Raw genomic sequence first — 14,708 nt, 5'->3', positions numbered from 1 at the left:
CATCAAGGCCGATCCCGTTACCCCCTGTCAATTTTCGTCCTGATCTGTTTAGCCCATAATAAATTTCCGTCCTGCGGCCATGACCTCAGCCAACCTTGCCTCAGTAGCCGCCTCGCCGTAGAGGCGCACCACCGGCTCGGTGCCCGACTTGCGGAACAGCACCCAGCTGCCATCCTCCAGCAACAGCTTGGTCCCGTCGATCCTGATCACCTCCTTGACCTTAACCCCGGCGACTTCGGCGGGAAGATTCGTTATCTTGTCTGCATACTCCGTTTCAAGTTGCGGCGAAAGCTTGAGGTTGTCACGGCGGGTTATGAAACGCCCCACCTCTGCATACAGCCGTTCCAACAGTTCCCGGATGCTCTTTCCCTCACGGGCGACCATCTCGGCCACCAGGAAGCACGCCAGGATACCGTCTTTTTCTGGCACATGCCCCTTGATGGTGAGCCCGGCGCTTTCTTCGCCGCCGATAATGATCTTGTCCTGGCTGATCAGTTCGCCGATATACTTGAAGCCGACCGGCGTTTCAAAGACCGGGATACCGTGTTTGCGGGCAACAGCATCGACCAGATGGGAGGTGGCGACACTGCGGGCCACTCCTCCTTCCAGTTTGCGCACTCGGATCAGATAATTCAAGAGCAGAGCAATAATATAATTGGGCTCGATGAAAGAACCATCGCTATCAAGAATACCGAAACGGTCGGCGTCGCCATCGGTCGCCAACCCCAGGCGAATAGCCGGATCGTTTTTGACCAGGGCGATAAAATCGGGGATATGGCTTTCGGACGGTTCGGGCGGCTGACCGCCGAAGTAGGGATCGAGACGGTCGTTAATCATGATATAGGGAATGCCGCGCTGTTTCAGCGGTTCGTCCAGATATCCCCGGCCGGTGCCGTACAGGGGATTGAGCGCCACCTTCCCGAGGTGGGCAATGGCGTCGAAATCCACCTTTTCTTCCAGGGCCTTCAGGTACGCCTGCCGCGGGTCGATGCGCTCCAGGAGCCCCCGGCTCGAGGCTTCCTCCAGGGAGAGCGTCGCACAGCTGGGCGCGCCCAGCATCCGGTTTGCCCGCTGTTCGATATCCTTTGTGGTTTCGGGGAGGGCCGGCCCGCCCCATGACGGCGAGAACTTGACACCGTTATATTCAGGGGGGTTGTGGCTGGCCGTGAAGTTGACGGCGCCGGCGGCATGGCGTCGCAGTATCTCGAACGATATGACCGGCGTGGGGGTGTCCCGTTCGCACAGGTAGACTTTGACGCCCGCGCCCGCCAGCACCCGGGCGGCCTCACAGGCGAAGCGCTGCCCCATAAAGCGGGTATCGCAGCCGACGATCACGCCCTTGTGCTGTTCCCCGGAAGCGATCAGATGGTCGGCAATGGCCCGGATAACCACCCTGACATTGTCCATAATGAAGTCTTCACAGAGGATGCCGCGCCACCCGGACGTTCCGAAAACGATTCCCATGATGTGATTCCCTCCAATAACAAGACATCTTTTGTCGTTTTAAAGGTAATACACCGGAGCCCGTCCGTCAAGTCAAAGAGGGCATAATTTCAAGGATTTTTCCTGTTGACTTTTTTCAGCCATACTTGCTACAGTTGTATTTCAATTTAGAACATTTAGGAGGAAGAAGCATGCAGTGTCAGACTGTACTTCCCGGTACCGAGTGTACCTTTTGGGGCAAACAGGGTTGCATTTTCCCGGATGGCTCCTGCCAGGTTATCGTTGAAAATTGCGAAGGATGCGAGCGCATCGTGACCGGCTCCATCGGTCAGGTTTGCAGCGCCTATCCGGCTCCGGCCAAAAAATGGGCCAATGGCCTCTGCAACTTTGCCAGCCATGTCAAGGTGGACATCAAGGTTGAAGAGACCAGGGTCAACCCGCTCAAGGCTTCCAAAAAGGCAGCCGGCAGCAAGAAAAAGTAAGCGCCGTATCTTTTCGCACCAGTATGGTAAGGGGGGAACCAAGTTCCCCCTTTTTTTGTGTGCCGAGGTGCATCCTCGGCTCTTGGGAGGTTTACCATGCCCTTCGATACCCTTACCTGCCCGTCATGCGGTTCCCCGGTCAAGCAGTACCGCAACCCCTTCCCCACAGTGGATATCATCATTGAGATCGATAACCGCATCGTACTGATCGAACGCAAAAACCCGCCCCATGGCTGGGCGTTGCCGGGGGGATTCGTGGATTACGGGGAATCGCTCGAAGATGCGGCCCGAAGAGAGGCGCGGGAGGAAACGACAGTGGAGATCGGAAACCTGCGGTTACTGGGATGCTATTCGGACCCGGCGCGGGATACCCGCATGCACACCATTTCAACGGTTTTCATGGCACAGGGGAGCGGGATTCCCCACGCTGCCGACGATGCGGCCAACCTGGCGCTGTTCGCCCTTGAAGAGTTGCCGGCCCGGCTCTGTTTCGACCATGCAAAAATTCTGGCCGACTATGCCGCCGTCGTTCGCGCCGGGCGTTGAGCGGCAACCGGACGTATCCCGTAACCCGCCGCAACGAGAGGGTTGGTTAGTGGAAAAAGTGCAGTTCAGGGGCCGCGGGGATCAAGCCCAGCTCCGCTGCATACCGGTAGAACAGCCGTAACCCCTCCTTTTGGGCCTCCCCCATCTCATAGGAAATATTCTCCCGCCAGTAGGTTATGAGCCCTTCACGCCCCATCCAGGCGGCTTCAGGCGATACCTCGGCAATATGCTCCCGTTCCCGATCGGCATAGGCCTTGGCCTGAACGAGCCGTTCAGCCAGCAGGCGCACCTCTTGATAGTGCGTCTTTGCCGCGGAGCGGGTGCAGAACCACAGGGCAAAGACGAACGGCAGCCCGGTCCATTCATACCAGAGCAACCCCAAGTCATAGATACGCAGTCCGGTCCCGGCCATGGACGAACGCAAGGCGGCATCCCCGATCAGCAGCATGGCGGGCGCCGTGCGAAGCGCTTCGTCCAGCGGGCTGGAGGATACGGTGTACCGGCAGGAGTGGCCAAAACGTTTGCCCATGAGGATCCTGAGCAGGTTGACCGATGTGGCCGACTCCGCACTCAGCAGGATATCCTGCCCGTCCAACTCTTCGATGGGAACGCGGGAGAAGAGCAGTACGCTGGCAACCGGGCCGGCACTGCTGATGGACAGTTCGGGGAGGATGAGGTAGCGTTCGGGGTGCACAGCGTACTCTATGGAGGACGACGGGCAGACGTCGATTTTTTCCGCGGCAAGCTGGGCATTCAGATTGGCCGGGACGCCGCCGATGAACCGGTAGTCGGCGCTCGGGAAATGCTCTTGCAGGGAATGGAAGAGGGGGGTGACGTTTGCGTAGTCGATACGGCCGATAGTAAGCATTAGCGAGTACCTCTGTAGAGTTTGTCCGCGTCGTCCTCCACAACGCGGATGCCTTGCCGCTCAAGCAGTTCCCCGGTCACCTGCCACAGATGGGTAATGGCGTTGTCGTAGGTCACCACCGCCGTGATCTGGTTGTTCTTCGCCGCCACGAGGTCGTTTTCCACATCCAGCACGTCCTTGTTGGTGGCCAGGCCGACCTCTTTCTTGCGCAGGTAGGCCCGCAGACGCTCTTCGGCGTAAGCCCTGCCCCGCTCGGCCACGGCGATCTGCTTGTAGCTGCTGTTGATGCCGCGGATGGCGCTCTTGACATCGTTGGCGGCGTTTTCCTCAAGGCTGCGGATCTGCACCGCGGTCTGTTCGGTCTTGAGGCGGCTCTTGCGATAATCGTTTTCGGCGGCGTTGTTGCCCAAGGGATAGGTAAAGATCAGGCCGAGGCTCCAGGCCGGGTTGTCGGCGGCGGTGAGCGTTTCCAGATTGCGGGGATAGGTGTGGTTGAGGCCGACAAGGGAACCGGAGGCGGAAAGGGAGAGATCGGGCTTAACCTTGTTGTTGTAGACGCGGGTCTGGAGTTCGGCAATCTCCAGGTTGCGCCGCTGTTCCTTGATGTCGGGACGGCTCAGGGCCAGCTTGAGCGCCGCATCTTCGTTCACCTCATAGAGGTCATGCCGGGGGAGGTCCACTGTGAGAATATCCCGGGCATCCTTTATCTGCAGCAGCAGCCTCAGGACGTCTACCTCATCGCTGACCGATTTTTCAACATCGATCAACTCCTTTTCCCGCGAGTAGACGCCGAATTCGGCGTTGGTGATCTCCATGGCGGGGAGGACGCCGGCCGTGACCTGGGCCTTGGTGTCGCTCAGGATCTTGCGTGCCAGTTCGAGCGAGGTCTTGGCGACCTGCAACTGCTCCCGCAGGCTGTAGAGCTTGAAATACTCGTTCCGGACCTGGGTGACGGTGGTCAACAGGCGTGTGTTGAAGTGTTCGATCGAGGCGAACTTGGAAAGCCGCGAGACATTGATGGCCACATCCGTAGTCTCCCGCCCGAAATTTTTCAACAGCGGCTGGGTGATGGTAACCCCTAGGGTCGATTCCCAATAGTTGCTCAGTGAACGGCTGGCGTTGGTACTGTTGAAGGCGTTATTGAAGCCGGCCGTAGCGGTCGCGCCGGTCCAGAAGAGCTGGCTCAGGGAGGCGTCGGCCTGGAACGTGCGGCCATAACTGGACCCGGAGCCGTCGACCGTGGTCGAGGGCACGGTCGAATCGCTGTAGTTCGTCTGAAGGGTCAAAAGCGGGTCATAGATCGCCCGGTTACGGTTGATATCCGCCTCGTACTGGGCGGGATTGTACAGTTCGGCCCGCACATCCAGGTTCTTCTCCACCGCCATACGGATCGCCTCGCTGAGAGTAAGCGAGACCGTGGTGTCGGCGGCCACGGCAAGAGACGGCAGACAGATCAGCGCACATGCCAGCAAATAGGATAAACGCACAGTCCGGTTCCTTTCAAAAAACAAGAGGGCGAGATAGCCATCTATCCCGCCCTTTGTAGCACATATTCGCCGAAAAATTAATCCTTGTTTTCCGCGTAATCGGCGTAATCGTCGGCTGACATGAACCCCTTCAACTCGTCGTGGTCGTTGATCGTGACCTCCAACAACCAGCCGCCGTCATAGGGGTCGTCGTTCAACAGGGCCGGGTTATCGATGACCTCGTGATTGACGTTGCGCACCGTTCCGCTGAAGGGGGCATAAATATCGGCAACGGTCTTGCGCGCCTCGACGGACCCGATGGAATCGTCCTGTTCCAGTTCATCGCCCTCTTCCGGCAGCTCGACGCCCGAGATCGGCCCCAACTCTTCCTGGGCGAAATCGGTTATGCCGATTACGGCCGAATTGCCCTCGACCCTGACCCAGATATGTTCCTTTGAATATTTCAGTTCCTCAGGGCAGTCCATAGCGTCACTCCAAGACAATCCTTTCAAGGAAGGAGGTATCGATGTCTCCCTCGATGAAATCCTTGTTCGCCATAATCCGTTTGTGGAAGGATACGGTGGTCTTGATCCCTTCGATGATGTATTCGTCGAGAGCCCTCGACATGCGCCGGATGGCGTCTTCGCGCGTTTCGGCGTGGACGATCAGTTTGGCGATCATGGAGTCGTAGTAGGGCACAACGGTGTATTGGTCATAGACGAAGGAATCCACCCGCACCCCCAAACCTCCCGGCGGATGGTAGGCGGTGATCTTTCCGGGACAGGGGGTGAATTTGATCGGGTCTTCGGCGTTGATGCGGCACTCGATGGCGTGGCCGTTAATCTTGATATCCTCCTGCTTATACCGAAGGGGCACGCCTGCGGCGGAGAGGATCTGCTCCCGGACGATATCGACGCCGGTCACCATCTCGGTCACCGGGTGCTCGACCTGCACACGGGTGTTCATCTCCATGAAATAGAAATTGTTTTGCTTATCGACCAGGAACTCCACCGTCCCGACGCTGTTATACCCGACGGCAGCGGCGGCCTTGACCGCGGCGTTCCCCATGATCTCGCGCAGTTCGGGGGTAATTACCGTTGAAGGCGCTTCCTCGATCAGTTTTTGATGACGACGCTGAATGGAGCAATCACGTTCTCCCAAGTGAATGACGTGGCCGTGTTTGTCGGCCAGTATCTGAATCTCCACGTGGCGGGGCCGCTCACAGTACTTCTCAATGTACACCTCGGGGTTGCCGAAACCGGCCTGGGCCTCGGCGCGCGCCGTGGCAAAGGCATTGGGCAGGGCTGCCTGGGAATGGACGATCTTCATCCCCCTCCCCCCGCCGCCGGCAGTTGCCTTGATGATCACCGGAAAACCGATCTTTTTGGCGGTCTTGATTGCGTCATCGACCGTTTTAACCCCTTCCTTGGTACCGGGCAGGATCGGCACGCCATGCTTGATAACCGCCTGGCGGGCACTGATCTTATCACCCATGATACGCATGCTTTCGGGGCTGGGGCCGATGAACGTGATGCCGCACTTTTCGCATACCTCGGCAAAATTGGCGTTCTCGGAGAGAAATCCGTAACCGGGATGGATCGCTTCAGCATCGGTCAGCTCTGCGGCGCTGATGATGGCGTTGATATTGAGGTAACTCTGCGCGCTGGACGCCGGGCCGATACAGACGCTTTCGTCGGCCAGCTTCACGTGGAGCGAGTTGCTGTCGGCCTGGGAATAGACCGCAACGGTCTTGATACCCAACTCTTTGCAGGCTCGAATCACGCGGATGGCGATCTCGCCACGATTGGCGATGAGAACTTTATGGAACATGGAGGTTAACCCCTTGGACTGAAGTAAGATTTAGAGCTTTTCAACAATAAACAGCGCATCGCCGAACTCTACCGGCTGGGCGTTCTCTTTACAGATCTTGACGATCTTGCAGCGATATTCGGCCTCAATCTCATTCATCAGCTTCATGGCTTCGACGATGCACAAGACCTGCCCCTTTTCAACGACCTGCCCGACCTCTGCGTAGGGAGCGGCATCCGGTGCAGGCGCCCGGTAGAAGGTTCCCACGATGGGTGAGTTGACGGTTTCGCCGGTTTCAGCGGGTGCCTCGGCGGCAGGGGCAGCGGCAGGAGCGGCAACGGCGGAGGGAGCCTGTTGCTGTGGGGCTGCATACGCCTGGGGAGCGGGAGCGGCGACGGCGACATATTCAGTCTTGGGACCGCGACGGATGACGACCTTTTCATCGGAGTTGTCCATTTCAAACTCGGTAATATCCGTCTCGGTAACCATCTTTATCAGTACTTTCAGGTCTTTAATGTCCATCACGTTTCTCCTTTGAATACAGTTTCATGGTGGCGGGAACGCTACGTCCCCGGTAAATGGTACTACGAAATAAACAGATCCTTGGGCACCCCGGTCAGCAGCCGGCAACCATCGGCGGTGACCGCAACCGTGTCCTCGATCCTGACGCCGCCGAAACCGGGGATATAGATGCCGGGTTCAATGGTGAAGACCATCCCCTCGGCTGCAACTGCGTCGCTGCGGGGGGAGAGCACCGGTTTTTCGTGAATTTCCAGGCCGACGCCATGCCCCAACCCATGACCGAAGTAGTCGCCGTAGCCGCATTCCCGTATGTACTCCCGGGCCACGGCATCCAATTCCTTGCAGGAGATTCCGGGTTTGACCGCGGCGATGGCCATGTCGTGGGCGGTTCTGACGATTTCGTGGATAGTCCGTTGTCGCTCGCCCGGGTCGCCTATCGCCACGGTGACCGTCTCGTCGGAGTAGTAGCCGTCCTTGACGGCACCGAAGTCGATCGTGACCAGTTCGCCAGCTTGGAGCGCCTTCTCGGAGGCGACACCATGGGGCATGGAGCCGCGCACGCCCGAGGCAACGATAAAATCGAACGCCCTGCCGTCCGCTCCGCGCCGGCGCATCTCCATTTCCAATTCCAGGGCAATCTCCACCTCTTTGACCCCCGCTTTCAGGAGAGGCCTGATCGCCAAAAGGGCAGCAGATGAGAGGGCTGCCACATCGGAAAGCCGTTGCAGTTCATCGGCATCCTTGCAGAAGCGAATATCATCAAGGTCAGCTCCGAGAGCCACCAGTTCATGGCCGTCCAGAGCGGCGGAAAGCGTTTTGAAGAACGCTACGCTGGTGTAGGACGCCTCGAAGCCTATTCGAGAAAGACCTTGGTCCTTCACCAGGGTGGCGAGGCTTCCCAGCCTGGAGGCAACTTCCAGGACCTCCGCCCCTCCGACCTCACCGGATGCCTGGGTAGTGTACCGCGAATCGCAGAGAAACCAGCCCGCATCCCGTGTCAGCAGCAAAGCACCTTCCGTCCCTGTGAAACCGCACAGATAGCGGATGTTGTGCAGATTTGTGAACAGAATGCAGTCCAGCGAATAATCTTCGAAGAACCGGGCCAGATGCGAGCGCCTGTTTTTTAGCATAAATGAAACCACCATCACAAACAGTTTTTGAATATCCGGCAACAGTTTTGTCGACAGGGGAACGATGCGAAGAGCCAAGCGGACTAGGATTTTTTACCATAACTAAACAGAGCGCGCAAGCCAAGCAGATAACTGTCGCGGCCAAAGCCGCAAATCTGGCCCACCGCCAGCGCGGCGGTCAGACTCCGCTGGCGGAACTCTTCACGGCGGTGGATGTTGGAAAGATGGACTTCGACAAAAGGAATTCCTACCGCTGCCAGCGCGTCGCGGATGGCAACGCTGGTGTGGGTATAGGCCGCCGGATTGATGACAATACCGTCATACCGTCCCGCGCAATCCTGAATGGCGTCGATCAGGGCACCCTCCGAGTTTGACTGCATAAAGGCCACGGAGCACCCCAGTTCGGCGGCCAGTTGTTCAAGGGAGGTGTTTATCTCGTCCAGGGTTACTGAACCATAGACCTCCGGTTCTCGACGGCCGAGCAGATTGAGGTTGGGACCATGCAGGACAAGGAATTTCATGACTAAGCCAGTTCCCGTGCCAGGTCGTAGCCCTTGAGACGCAGCAGGTAGCGTCCCTTGCCAAAATTGCCGTCCCTGGTCATGATCAGGACCGTAAAGAGGTCCTCGTTCAGGACACGAAGCGCTACCCGTGTCTGGTTGGTGGTTATGGAAACCTCTTCCATGGCGCCGGCCTTGACGAGTTCGGCAGCGCGTTTTATTTCCTTGAGAACCGTCGCATACTCCACCGACAGGGATTGAAGATCGAAGCCGGACTGGGGAACCGTAATCTCGTCAATGGGGATACCGTCATAGGCCATGATCATCGCAGCCAAAGCGCCTTCGACATTATCAACGATATCTTTCAGGGTATCCCTTATCGACATGCTTTGATCCTCCTGATATTTTCAAGCCACCCCTCAAGAGTTTCAAGGGCATTGTCAGCCTCTCCCCGTGGCTGAAGGCCCGTATCGGCAACCGCTGACGCCGCGGGAGGCGGTTCGAACCGCACCTCGCCGGAATCGCCGTATTCTGCCTGTTCGCCATCGTCAGGGACTGCCGGGGCGGCATCGTCCCATGGCTCGGTCTGACTCGCCCCGGCGGCCGAAAGTTCGGCAACGCGTGCCAGTGCGACACGATTCGCAGGGTCGTCGGCAAGGATAGTCTGATAGATGGCGAGCGCCTTGGATATAAATCCCTGCTGCACGTAAAGCTCGGCAAGGGTCGTCGTGGAAAGTGGATCGTGGTGGGCGGCCGCGGCCTGTTCCGACTCCTCTGCGCCGTCTGCGGGCATCTCTTCAACCAGGTCGCTTTCGTCCAACTCCAGGACTTCCAGATCCTCGATGATTTCCTCTTCATCGTCAAAGGAGGTGAATTCAGTATCCGGATATTCCGGTTGGGCAACCGGCGTCACAACGGCTGACGAAGATCCGCGGGCAGCGTGGCCGATGGCCTCCAGCTCGATACGGCATTCCTCATCGTCAGGATTCAGGTCCAGTACGGTATTCAGCACCCTGATGGCGGCGCGTTCGTTTCCCGATCCGGCGTAGAGCCGTCCCAACAGTTTCAAGGAATCCTTGTCTTCGGGCATCGCGGCAACAACCTGTTCCAACGCCGACCGGCACTCGTCCGTCAACCCCTTGGCATGGCAGGCCAAGGCCAGAGCCCGCTGGCCGGCTATATGCCCCGGATGTTGTGCCACCCCTTTTCGGGCGACATGGAGCGCATCGTCCGTCAAGCCGACCTTGAGATAGATCTCTGCCAGTCGGGCAAAGCAGAAAGAATCCGGGTTTGCCGCAAGACGTTCCTCGTATGCCTTGATCTCCGTCCAGAATGACCCGCTGCCCTGCTGCATGATCACACCCCCAGCCCGCTTAACGCAAGTAATTCTTCCGGTGAAAGTTGGGCAACGGTATAGTTGCCAATCCCCTGATTGCAGATAAAATTGATGGTCCCCGCCCGGCTTTTCTTATCCTTGAGCAGGGCATCCAGCAGCCGTGTGCGCTCGACCGCCGGCGGCGCAACGGATAGCCCGAGACCGCCGAGCAGCGCCGCTATCCTGGCCACGTCATCATCCCCGCATTCCCCCCGCCGGACGCATATACGCGCCGCCAGCACCATGCCGATCGCCACAGCTTCGCCATGTACCAGGCTACGGTAACCGGCCAGGGTCTCCAGAGCGTGCCCCAGCGTATGGCCATAATTGAGCGCTTCGCGCGGGCCGGCCTCTTTTTCATCCAGTTCAACCACCCGGGCCTTCAATTCGCAGCAGCGGCGGATAATCGTCATCAGACACTCGCGCTCCATTGCCTGCAGCGCATCCACGTTCTGCTCCAGATACTCGAAAAAGGGCCCGTCAATGGCGACACCATACTTGACAACCTCGGCAAGGCCGGCGCGATATTCCCGTTGCGGCAGCGTTGCCAGGGTGTCCACATCGATCAGCACCAGTCGCGGCTGGTAAAAGGCGCCGATCAGGTTCTTTCCCTGAGGGTGGTCGATGGCCGTTTTGCCTCCGACACTGCTGTCCACCTGGGCCAAGAGCGTTGTCGGCACCTGAACGAACGGTATGCCGCGCATGAACGTCGCCGCGGCAAAGCCGGCCAGATCGCCCACCACGCCGCCGCCAAGGGCGACTATGAACGATCTCCGGTCCATTCCGGCCGCTATCAGGGCATCATAGACACTGCCCAGCGTAGCCGCATTCTTGAACTCCTCGCCATCGGGCATTTCAATCAGCGTGACCGGATAACCGGCATCGGCCAATGAACGGCGGACCGTATCGCCATACAGGGCATTCACCGTTGGGTTGGTGACAACCGCCGCCCGGCCGGTCAGCCCCAGAGAGGCGCAACTCCTCCCGAGCGCCGGCAATGAACCGCTTCCGATCTGGATGTCGTAACTGCTTTCTCCCAGGTTGACGGTCACTACGCTCACGCTGCCAAGCCCCTTAAATACCCTAGAATCACTGCCGCCACATCTTCCACGGATTTCCCATCCGTGTCAATTCTAATATCGGCGTCGCTATAAAATTGTTCCCGCTGTTCCATGAGCAGCTTCACACGCTTTGCAGGGTCGTCGCCGGCATACAGAGGCCGGTCCCGGGCGCCGGAAAGGCGCTCCATGATCAGGTCAAATGGGGCAGTCAGGTTGACCACCACCCCGGATGCCCGCATCAGGGCACGGTTTGCCTCGGCAATGACCGCACCGCCGCCGGTTGCGATCACCGCTCCCCCCCGGTGCAGGGCATGCTCAAGGCACGTGCTCTCCAGGGCGCGGAAGGCCGCCTCCCCGTCTTTGGCAAAAATTTCGTTGATGGAGCGGCCCGCCATGGCGACGACCTCCGCATCCAGATCAATGAAGGGGCACGTCAGCCTGGCGGCCAGCAGGCGTCCGACACAGCTTTTGCCGGCCCCCATAAAGCCGGTGAGGATCAGCGGCCGGTCAAGCATTGCGTACCTGAGTCCGGTATCCCTCATAGTTGCGCCGAATCTCTGCGACCGAATCGCCGCCGAATTTTTCCAGGAAGGCATTGGCGATCTCTATGGCCACGACCGCCTCGGCCACCACCAGGGCCGCCGGCACCGCGCAGGTGTCGGAGCGTTCCACTGCCGCCTCATACGGCTCATGGGTCTGCATGTCAACGGAGCGGAGCGGTTTATAGAGGGTGGGAATCGGCTTCATGGCCGCCCTGAGCACGATGACCTCGCCGTTGGACATCCCCCCCTCGATGCCGCCGGCGCGGTTGGTCTGGCGATAATAGGCGGTTGCCGCCCCCTGCCCGAGACGCCCCTCATCCCGGAACAGTTCGTCATGCACGCGGGAGCCTGGGCGGCGGGCGGCATCGAAGCCGATGCCCACCTCCACCCCCTTGATGGCCTGGACACTCATCAAAGCCATCGCCAAACGGGCATCCAGCTTGCGATCCCACTGGACATGGCTGCCGAGTCCGGGGGGTACGCCAATGACCTGCACCTCCACAACCCCTCCCAGGGTATCGCCGTCGGCCTGGCTGAAATCGATCAGGCGCTTCATCTCCAATTCCGCCTCGCGGTCGCAACAGAAGAGCTCCGACTGCGCGGCGATGCTCCATAATTCCTCAAACGGCCGTTCGGGCTGGTGTGCCGCGATTCCCCCGACCTCGGTCACGAATCCGCCGACCGTAACGCCGAACTCGCGCAGCAGCGCCTTCGCCACGGCGCCCACGGCGACGCGCACGGCCGTTTCACGGGCGCTGGAGCGTTCCAGGATGTTGCGCACATCATCGTGCCCATACTTCAGCGCCCCGGTCAGGTCGGCATGTCCGGGCCGGGGGCGGGTCACCGCGCCACCTTCTTGGCGATGCGCCGCCAGCGGCGACATCTTCTCCTGCCAGTTTTCCCAGTCGCGGTTGCGTACCACCAGCGTCACCGGGGAGCCCAGGGTTTCGCCCCAGCGCACACCCGACAGAATAGCAACCGTATCCGTCTCGATCTTCATCCGGTCACCGCGGCCGTAGCCTTGCTGGCGCCGCGCCAAGTCCCGGTCGATGCCGTCGGCGGCAAGCCGGGTGCCGGCCGGAAGGCCTTCGATAATCGCCGTCAATTGCGGCCCATGGGATTCCCCCGCAGTCAGGTAGCGGAACACACTCACAAAAAGCCTCCCGTGAATCTCTCGAAATTGTTCCTAAATTAGCATTTAACCCCGGCAGACGGCAAGGCAAAACCGTTATCTTCCCCGGTAGTAGCGTTCGTATCTCTCAAGGGCTGAAAGAGAGCTTCCACAAAGATCCTGATTATTTTGAGGGATACCTGTGAATGTCAATTCCGCGATGCGGGACGTCTGGGGCACAAACGGAGGGTGTAGTGGTTGAGGATGGTTTCAAAAGCGTGGCGCGACTAAAGCACTGTAAAACGGTATATGACAGATATGGCAAGAGGGGACATTGGAAAAATGCGCGTCGATAATGTGGCGGATGAGAAATGAGCGCCAGAAAAGCTCCCCCATGATCCGAATGGCCAGAACGGCGCCACTCCCCTACCGCATCGCGCGCAGCAGCCACTATTCGCTTAACCCCACGTCCCCTTTTCGACTTCCATCAAAGAAATTATGCTTTTTCAACAAATCATACAGCGTCGGCCGGCTGATCTCCAATTCCTCGGCCGCTTTCATGATGTTCCCCTGTTGACGTTCAATCGCCGCCGAGATGACCTCCCGCTCGGCCTTGTCCCGGGCATCCCTGAGAGACATGACATCTCGTGGCTCTTCGGGCTGGACCGGCAAATGGCTGCTGCAACCGAGATCAGCCGGCTCGATGGATGTGAAATCGCTCATAATGACGGCCCGTTGGATACGGTTTCTCAGTTCACGCACATTTCCGGGCCATTCATAGCTCTTGAGAAAGTTTATGGCGGCCGCGCCAAAGCGGCGTACCCTTTTTTTGTGTTCGTCATTGAACAGTCTCAGATAATAATGGGCAAGCAGGAGGATGTCGTCCCCCCGTTCCCGAAGCGGAGGCAAGGCAATCGTGATGACACCTATCCGGTAGTACAGATCTTCCCTGAACTTGCCTTCGTTGATGGCTTTGGCGATATCCACATTGGTGGCACAAATCGTTCGAGTATCCACCCGGATATCCTCTCTGCCGCCAACCCGCTGAATGGTCCCTTCCTGAAGAAAGCGAAGCAGCTTAACCTGGAGGTTGACCGGAAGTTCACCAATTTCATCCAGAAATAACGTTCCTTTATGGGCATATTGGAGCTTCCCCTGGACCGTGGCATGGGCACCGGTGAACGCTCCTTTCTCATGCCCGAAGAACTCTGACTCCAGAAGGTTTTCCGGAATCGCCCCACAGTTGATTGGGATGAATGGGCCATTCTTGCGAAGACTCGCTTCCTGAATTGCGCGCGCAACCAACTCCTTTCCCGTACCGCTTCCCCCTGTTATCAAAACAGGCACATCGGACGACGCAACCTTTCTAATCGTAGCGTACACCATCTGCATCTCAGCGCATTGGCCGATTATTCCGCCGGCAACCGTCGTTTTTTGCTCAAGAGAACGCTGCAGGGCGCGATTCTGTTCTTCGATGTTGGACAGGTGAAGGGCGCGCCCGATAATTACTTTGAGTTCACTGAGGACCGGCGGTTTGGGGTAAAAATCATAGGCCCCCATCTGGATGGCTTGCAAAGCGTTTTCCCGTTCGCTATTGCCGGTAAGCATGATTATTTTGGCGTTCGGATTATGGTCGAGCATCTCGGCCAAACAGCGAAAACCTTCCACAGAGGAATCCTCGTGCGGGGGAAGTCCCAGGTCGAGGATCACGACATTCGGCTGGTGCTTTTTGAAGGCGGCAAGGCCTTGAGAAGCATCACCGGCCAACAGTATTTCGTACTCCTCACCTAATCCCCACTTAAGCTGCTGGCGGATATCCGGGTTATCATCGACGATCAGGATGTTTTCCATAC

At 58.5% G+C, this 14,708-nt stretch carries 16 protein-coding genes; 2 read left to right on the top strand and 14 right to left on the bottom strand.

The annotated features are described in order from the left end of the window. Window positions 1-48: 48 nt before the first annotated feature. Window positions 49-1,467, bottom strand: coding sequence for a phosphoglucomutase/phosphomannomutase family protein (locus tag ET418_RS12820; RefSeq protein WP_149308084.1), 1,419 nt, complete (start codon window positions 1,465-1,467; stop codon window positions 49-51). Between the two features lie 167 nt (window positions 1,468-1,634). On the opposite strand from ET418_RS12820, the gene ET418_RS12815 reads away from it, so the two are divergent. Together ET418_RS12815 and ET418_RS12810 are read left to right on the top strand one after the other, a co-directional pair. Next, on the top strand, window positions 1,635-1,925 hold the full coding sequence (locus ET418_RS12815) for a PxxKW family cysteine-rich protein (protein ID WP_149308082.1): 291 nt from the start codon (window positions 1,635-1,637) through the stop codon (window positions 1,923-1,925). A 96-nt stretch (window positions 1,926-2,021) separates the two neighbouring features. Beyond that, complete coding sequence (locus ET418_RS12810) at window positions 2,022-2,471, top strand: NUDIX domain-containing protein (RefSeq protein WP_149308080.1); 450 nt, start codon at window positions 2,022-2,024, stop codon at window positions 2,469-2,471. Window positions 2,472-2,517: 46 nt separating this feature from the next. Here ET418_RS12810 and ET418_RS12805 read toward each other — a convergent pair whose 3' ends face one another. The 13 genes from ET418_RS12805 to prsR form a co-directional block, all read right to left on the bottom strand. Beyond that, window positions 2,518-3,339, bottom strand: a complete 822-nt coding sequence (locus ET418_RS12805) for a menaquinone biosynthetic enzyme MqnA/MqnD family protein (protein ID WP_149308078.1) — start codon at window positions 3,337-3,339, stop codon at window positions 2,518-2,520. Then, window positions 3,339-4,826 (bottom strand): TolC family protein, encoded by a 1,488-nt coding sequence (locus ET418_RS12800; RefSeq protein ID WP_246153057.1) that lies wholly within the window; start codon window positions 4,824-4,826, stop codon window positions 3,339-3,341. Before ET418_RS12800 ends, ET418_RS12805 begins: the two co-directional genes overlap by 1 nt. 77 nt (window positions 4,827-4,903) lie before the next feature. After that, window positions 4,904-5,290 carry a glycine cleavage system protein GcvH gene (gene gcvH / locus ET418_RS12795; RefSeq protein ID WP_149308076.1) on the bottom strand — a complete coding sequence of 129 codons (387 nt, stop codon included), beginning with the start codon at window positions 5,288-5,290 and terminating at the stop codon, window positions 4,904-4,906. 4 nt (window positions 5,291-5,294) lie between these two features. Beyond that, window positions 5,295-6,635, bottom strand: coding sequence for an acetyl-CoA carboxylase biotin carboxylase subunit (gene accC / locus ET418_RS12790; protein ID WP_149308074.1), 1,341 nt, complete (start codon window positions 6,633-6,635; stop codon window positions 5,295-5,297). Window positions 6,636-6,665: 30 nt separating this feature from the next. Continuing rightward, a complete protein-coding gene (gene accB / locus ET418_RS12785; protein WP_149308072.1) occupies window positions 6,666-7,136 on the bottom strand; it encodes an acetyl-CoA carboxylase biotin carboxyl carrier protein in 471 nt (156 codons plus the stop codon). 62 nt (window positions 7,137-7,198) lie between these two features. Then, on the bottom strand, window positions 7,199-8,266 hold the full coding sequence (locus ET418_RS12780; protein ID WP_149308070.1) for a M24 family metallopeptidase: 1,068 nt from the start codon (window positions 8,264-8,266) through the stop codon (window positions 7,199-7,201). Window positions 8,267-8,349: 83 nt separating this feature from the next. After that, the gene (gene aroQ / locus ET418_RS12775) at window positions 8,350-8,787 is read right to left on the bottom strand and encodes a type II 3-dehydroquinate dehydratase (RefSeq protein WP_149308068.1); all 438 of its coding nucleotides are present in this window, start codon (window positions 8,785-8,787) and stop codon (window positions 8,350-8,352) included. A gap of 2 nt (window positions 8,788-8,789) precedes the next feature. After that, entirely contained in the window at window positions 8,790-9,152 is a 363-nt protein-coding gene (locus tag ET418_RS12770) for a roadblock/LC7 domain-containing protein (protein ID WP_149308066.1), read from the bottom strand. Then, complete coding sequence (locus ET418_RS12765) at window positions 9,143-10,120, bottom strand: tetratricopeptide repeat protein (RefSeq protein ID WP_149308064.1); 978 nt, start codon at window positions 10,118-10,120, stop codon at window positions 9,143-9,145. Before ET418_RS12765 ends, ET418_RS12770 begins: the two co-directional genes overlap by 10 nt. 2 nt (window positions 10,121-10,122) lie before the next feature. Further along, window positions 10,123-11,202, bottom strand: a complete 1,080-nt coding sequence (gene aroB, locus ET418_RS12760; protein ID WP_149308062.1) for a 3-dehydroquinate synthase — start codon at window positions 11,200-11,202, stop codon at window positions 10,123-10,125. Next, a complete protein-coding gene (locus ET418_RS12755; RefSeq protein WP_246153056.1) occupies window positions 11,199-11,717 on the bottom strand; it encodes a shikimate kinase in 519 nt (172 codons plus the stop codon). The genes aroB and ET418_RS12755 overlap by 4 nt, the downstream gene beginning before the upstream one ends. Then, window positions 11,710-12,891, bottom strand: coding sequence for a chorismate synthase (gene aroC, locus ET418_RS12750; protein ID WP_149308133.1), 1,182 nt, complete (start codon window positions 12,889-12,891; stop codon window positions 11,710-11,712). The genes ET418_RS12755 and aroC overlap by 8 nt, the downstream gene beginning before the upstream one ends. Before the next feature lie 414 nt (window positions 12,892-13,305). Continuing rightward, window positions 13,306-14,706, bottom strand: a complete 1,401-nt coding sequence (prsR, locus tag ET418_RS12745; protein WP_149308058.1) for a PEP-CTERM-box response regulator transcription factor — start codon at window positions 14,704-14,706, stop codon at window positions 13,306-13,308. Between the last annotated feature and the right edge of the window lie 2 nt (window positions 14,707-14,708).

Origin of the sequence: Oryzomonas rubra (assembly GCF_008369015.1) — a bacterium.
GTDB classification, from domain to species: Bacteria; Desulfobacterota; Desulfuromonadia; order Geobacterales; family Pseudopelobacteraceae; genus Oryzomonas; species Oryzomonas japonica.
The sequence above is the reverse complement of the archived record's forward strand: the minus strand, read 5'-3'. Positions and strand labels throughout refer to the sequence as shown.

Excerpts from the sequence above, each read along its gene's own strand:
- ET418_RS12815 (WP_149308082.1), top strand. The coding sequence starts at position 1,635 with ATGCAGTGTCAGACTGTACTTCCCGGTACCGAGTGTACCTTTTGGGGC.
- ET418_RS12810 (WP_149308080.1), top strand. The coding sequence starts at position 2,022 with ATGCCCTTCGATACCCTTACCTGCCCGTCATGCGGTTCCCCGGTCAAG.
- ET418_RS12805 (WP_149308078.1), bottom strand. The coding sequence starts at position 3,339 with ATGCTTACTATCGGCCGTATCGACTACGCAAACGTCACCCCCCTCTTC.
- gcvH (WP_149308076.1), bottom strand. The coding sequence starts at position 5,290 with ATGGACTGCCCTGAGGAACTGAAATATTCAAAGGAACATATCTGGGTC.
- accC (WP_149308074.1), bottom strand. The coding sequence starts at position 6,635 with ATGTTCCATAAAGTTCTCATCGCCAATCGTGGCGAGATCGCCATCCGC.
- accB (WP_149308072.1), bottom strand. The coding sequence starts at position 7,136 with ATGGACATTAAAGACCTGAAAGTACTGATAAAGATGGTTACCGAGACG.
- ET418_RS12780 (WP_149308070.1), bottom strand. The coding sequence starts at position 8,266 with ATGCTAAAAAACAGGCGCTCGCATCTGGCCCGGTTCTTCGAAGATTAT.
- aroQ (WP_149308068.1), bottom strand. The coding sequence starts at position 8,787 with ATGAAATTCCTTGTCCTGCATGGTCCCAACCTCAATCTGCTCGGCCGT.
- ET418_RS12770 (WP_149308066.1), bottom strand. The coding sequence starts at position 9,152 with ATGTCGATAAGGGATACCCTGAAAGATATCGTTGATAATGTCGAAGGC.
- ET418_RS12765 (WP_149308064.1), bottom strand. The coding sequence starts at position 10,120 with ATGCAGCAGGGCAGCGGGTCATTCTGGACGGAGATCAAGGCATACGAG.
- ET418_RS12755 (WP_246153056.1), bottom strand. The coding sequence starts at position 11,717 with ATGCTTGACCGGCCGCTGATCCTCACCGGCTTTATGGGGGCCGGCAAA.
- prsR (WP_149308058.1), bottom strand. The coding sequence starts at position 14,706 with ATGGAAAACATCCTGATCGTCGATGATAACCCGGATATCCGCCAGCAG.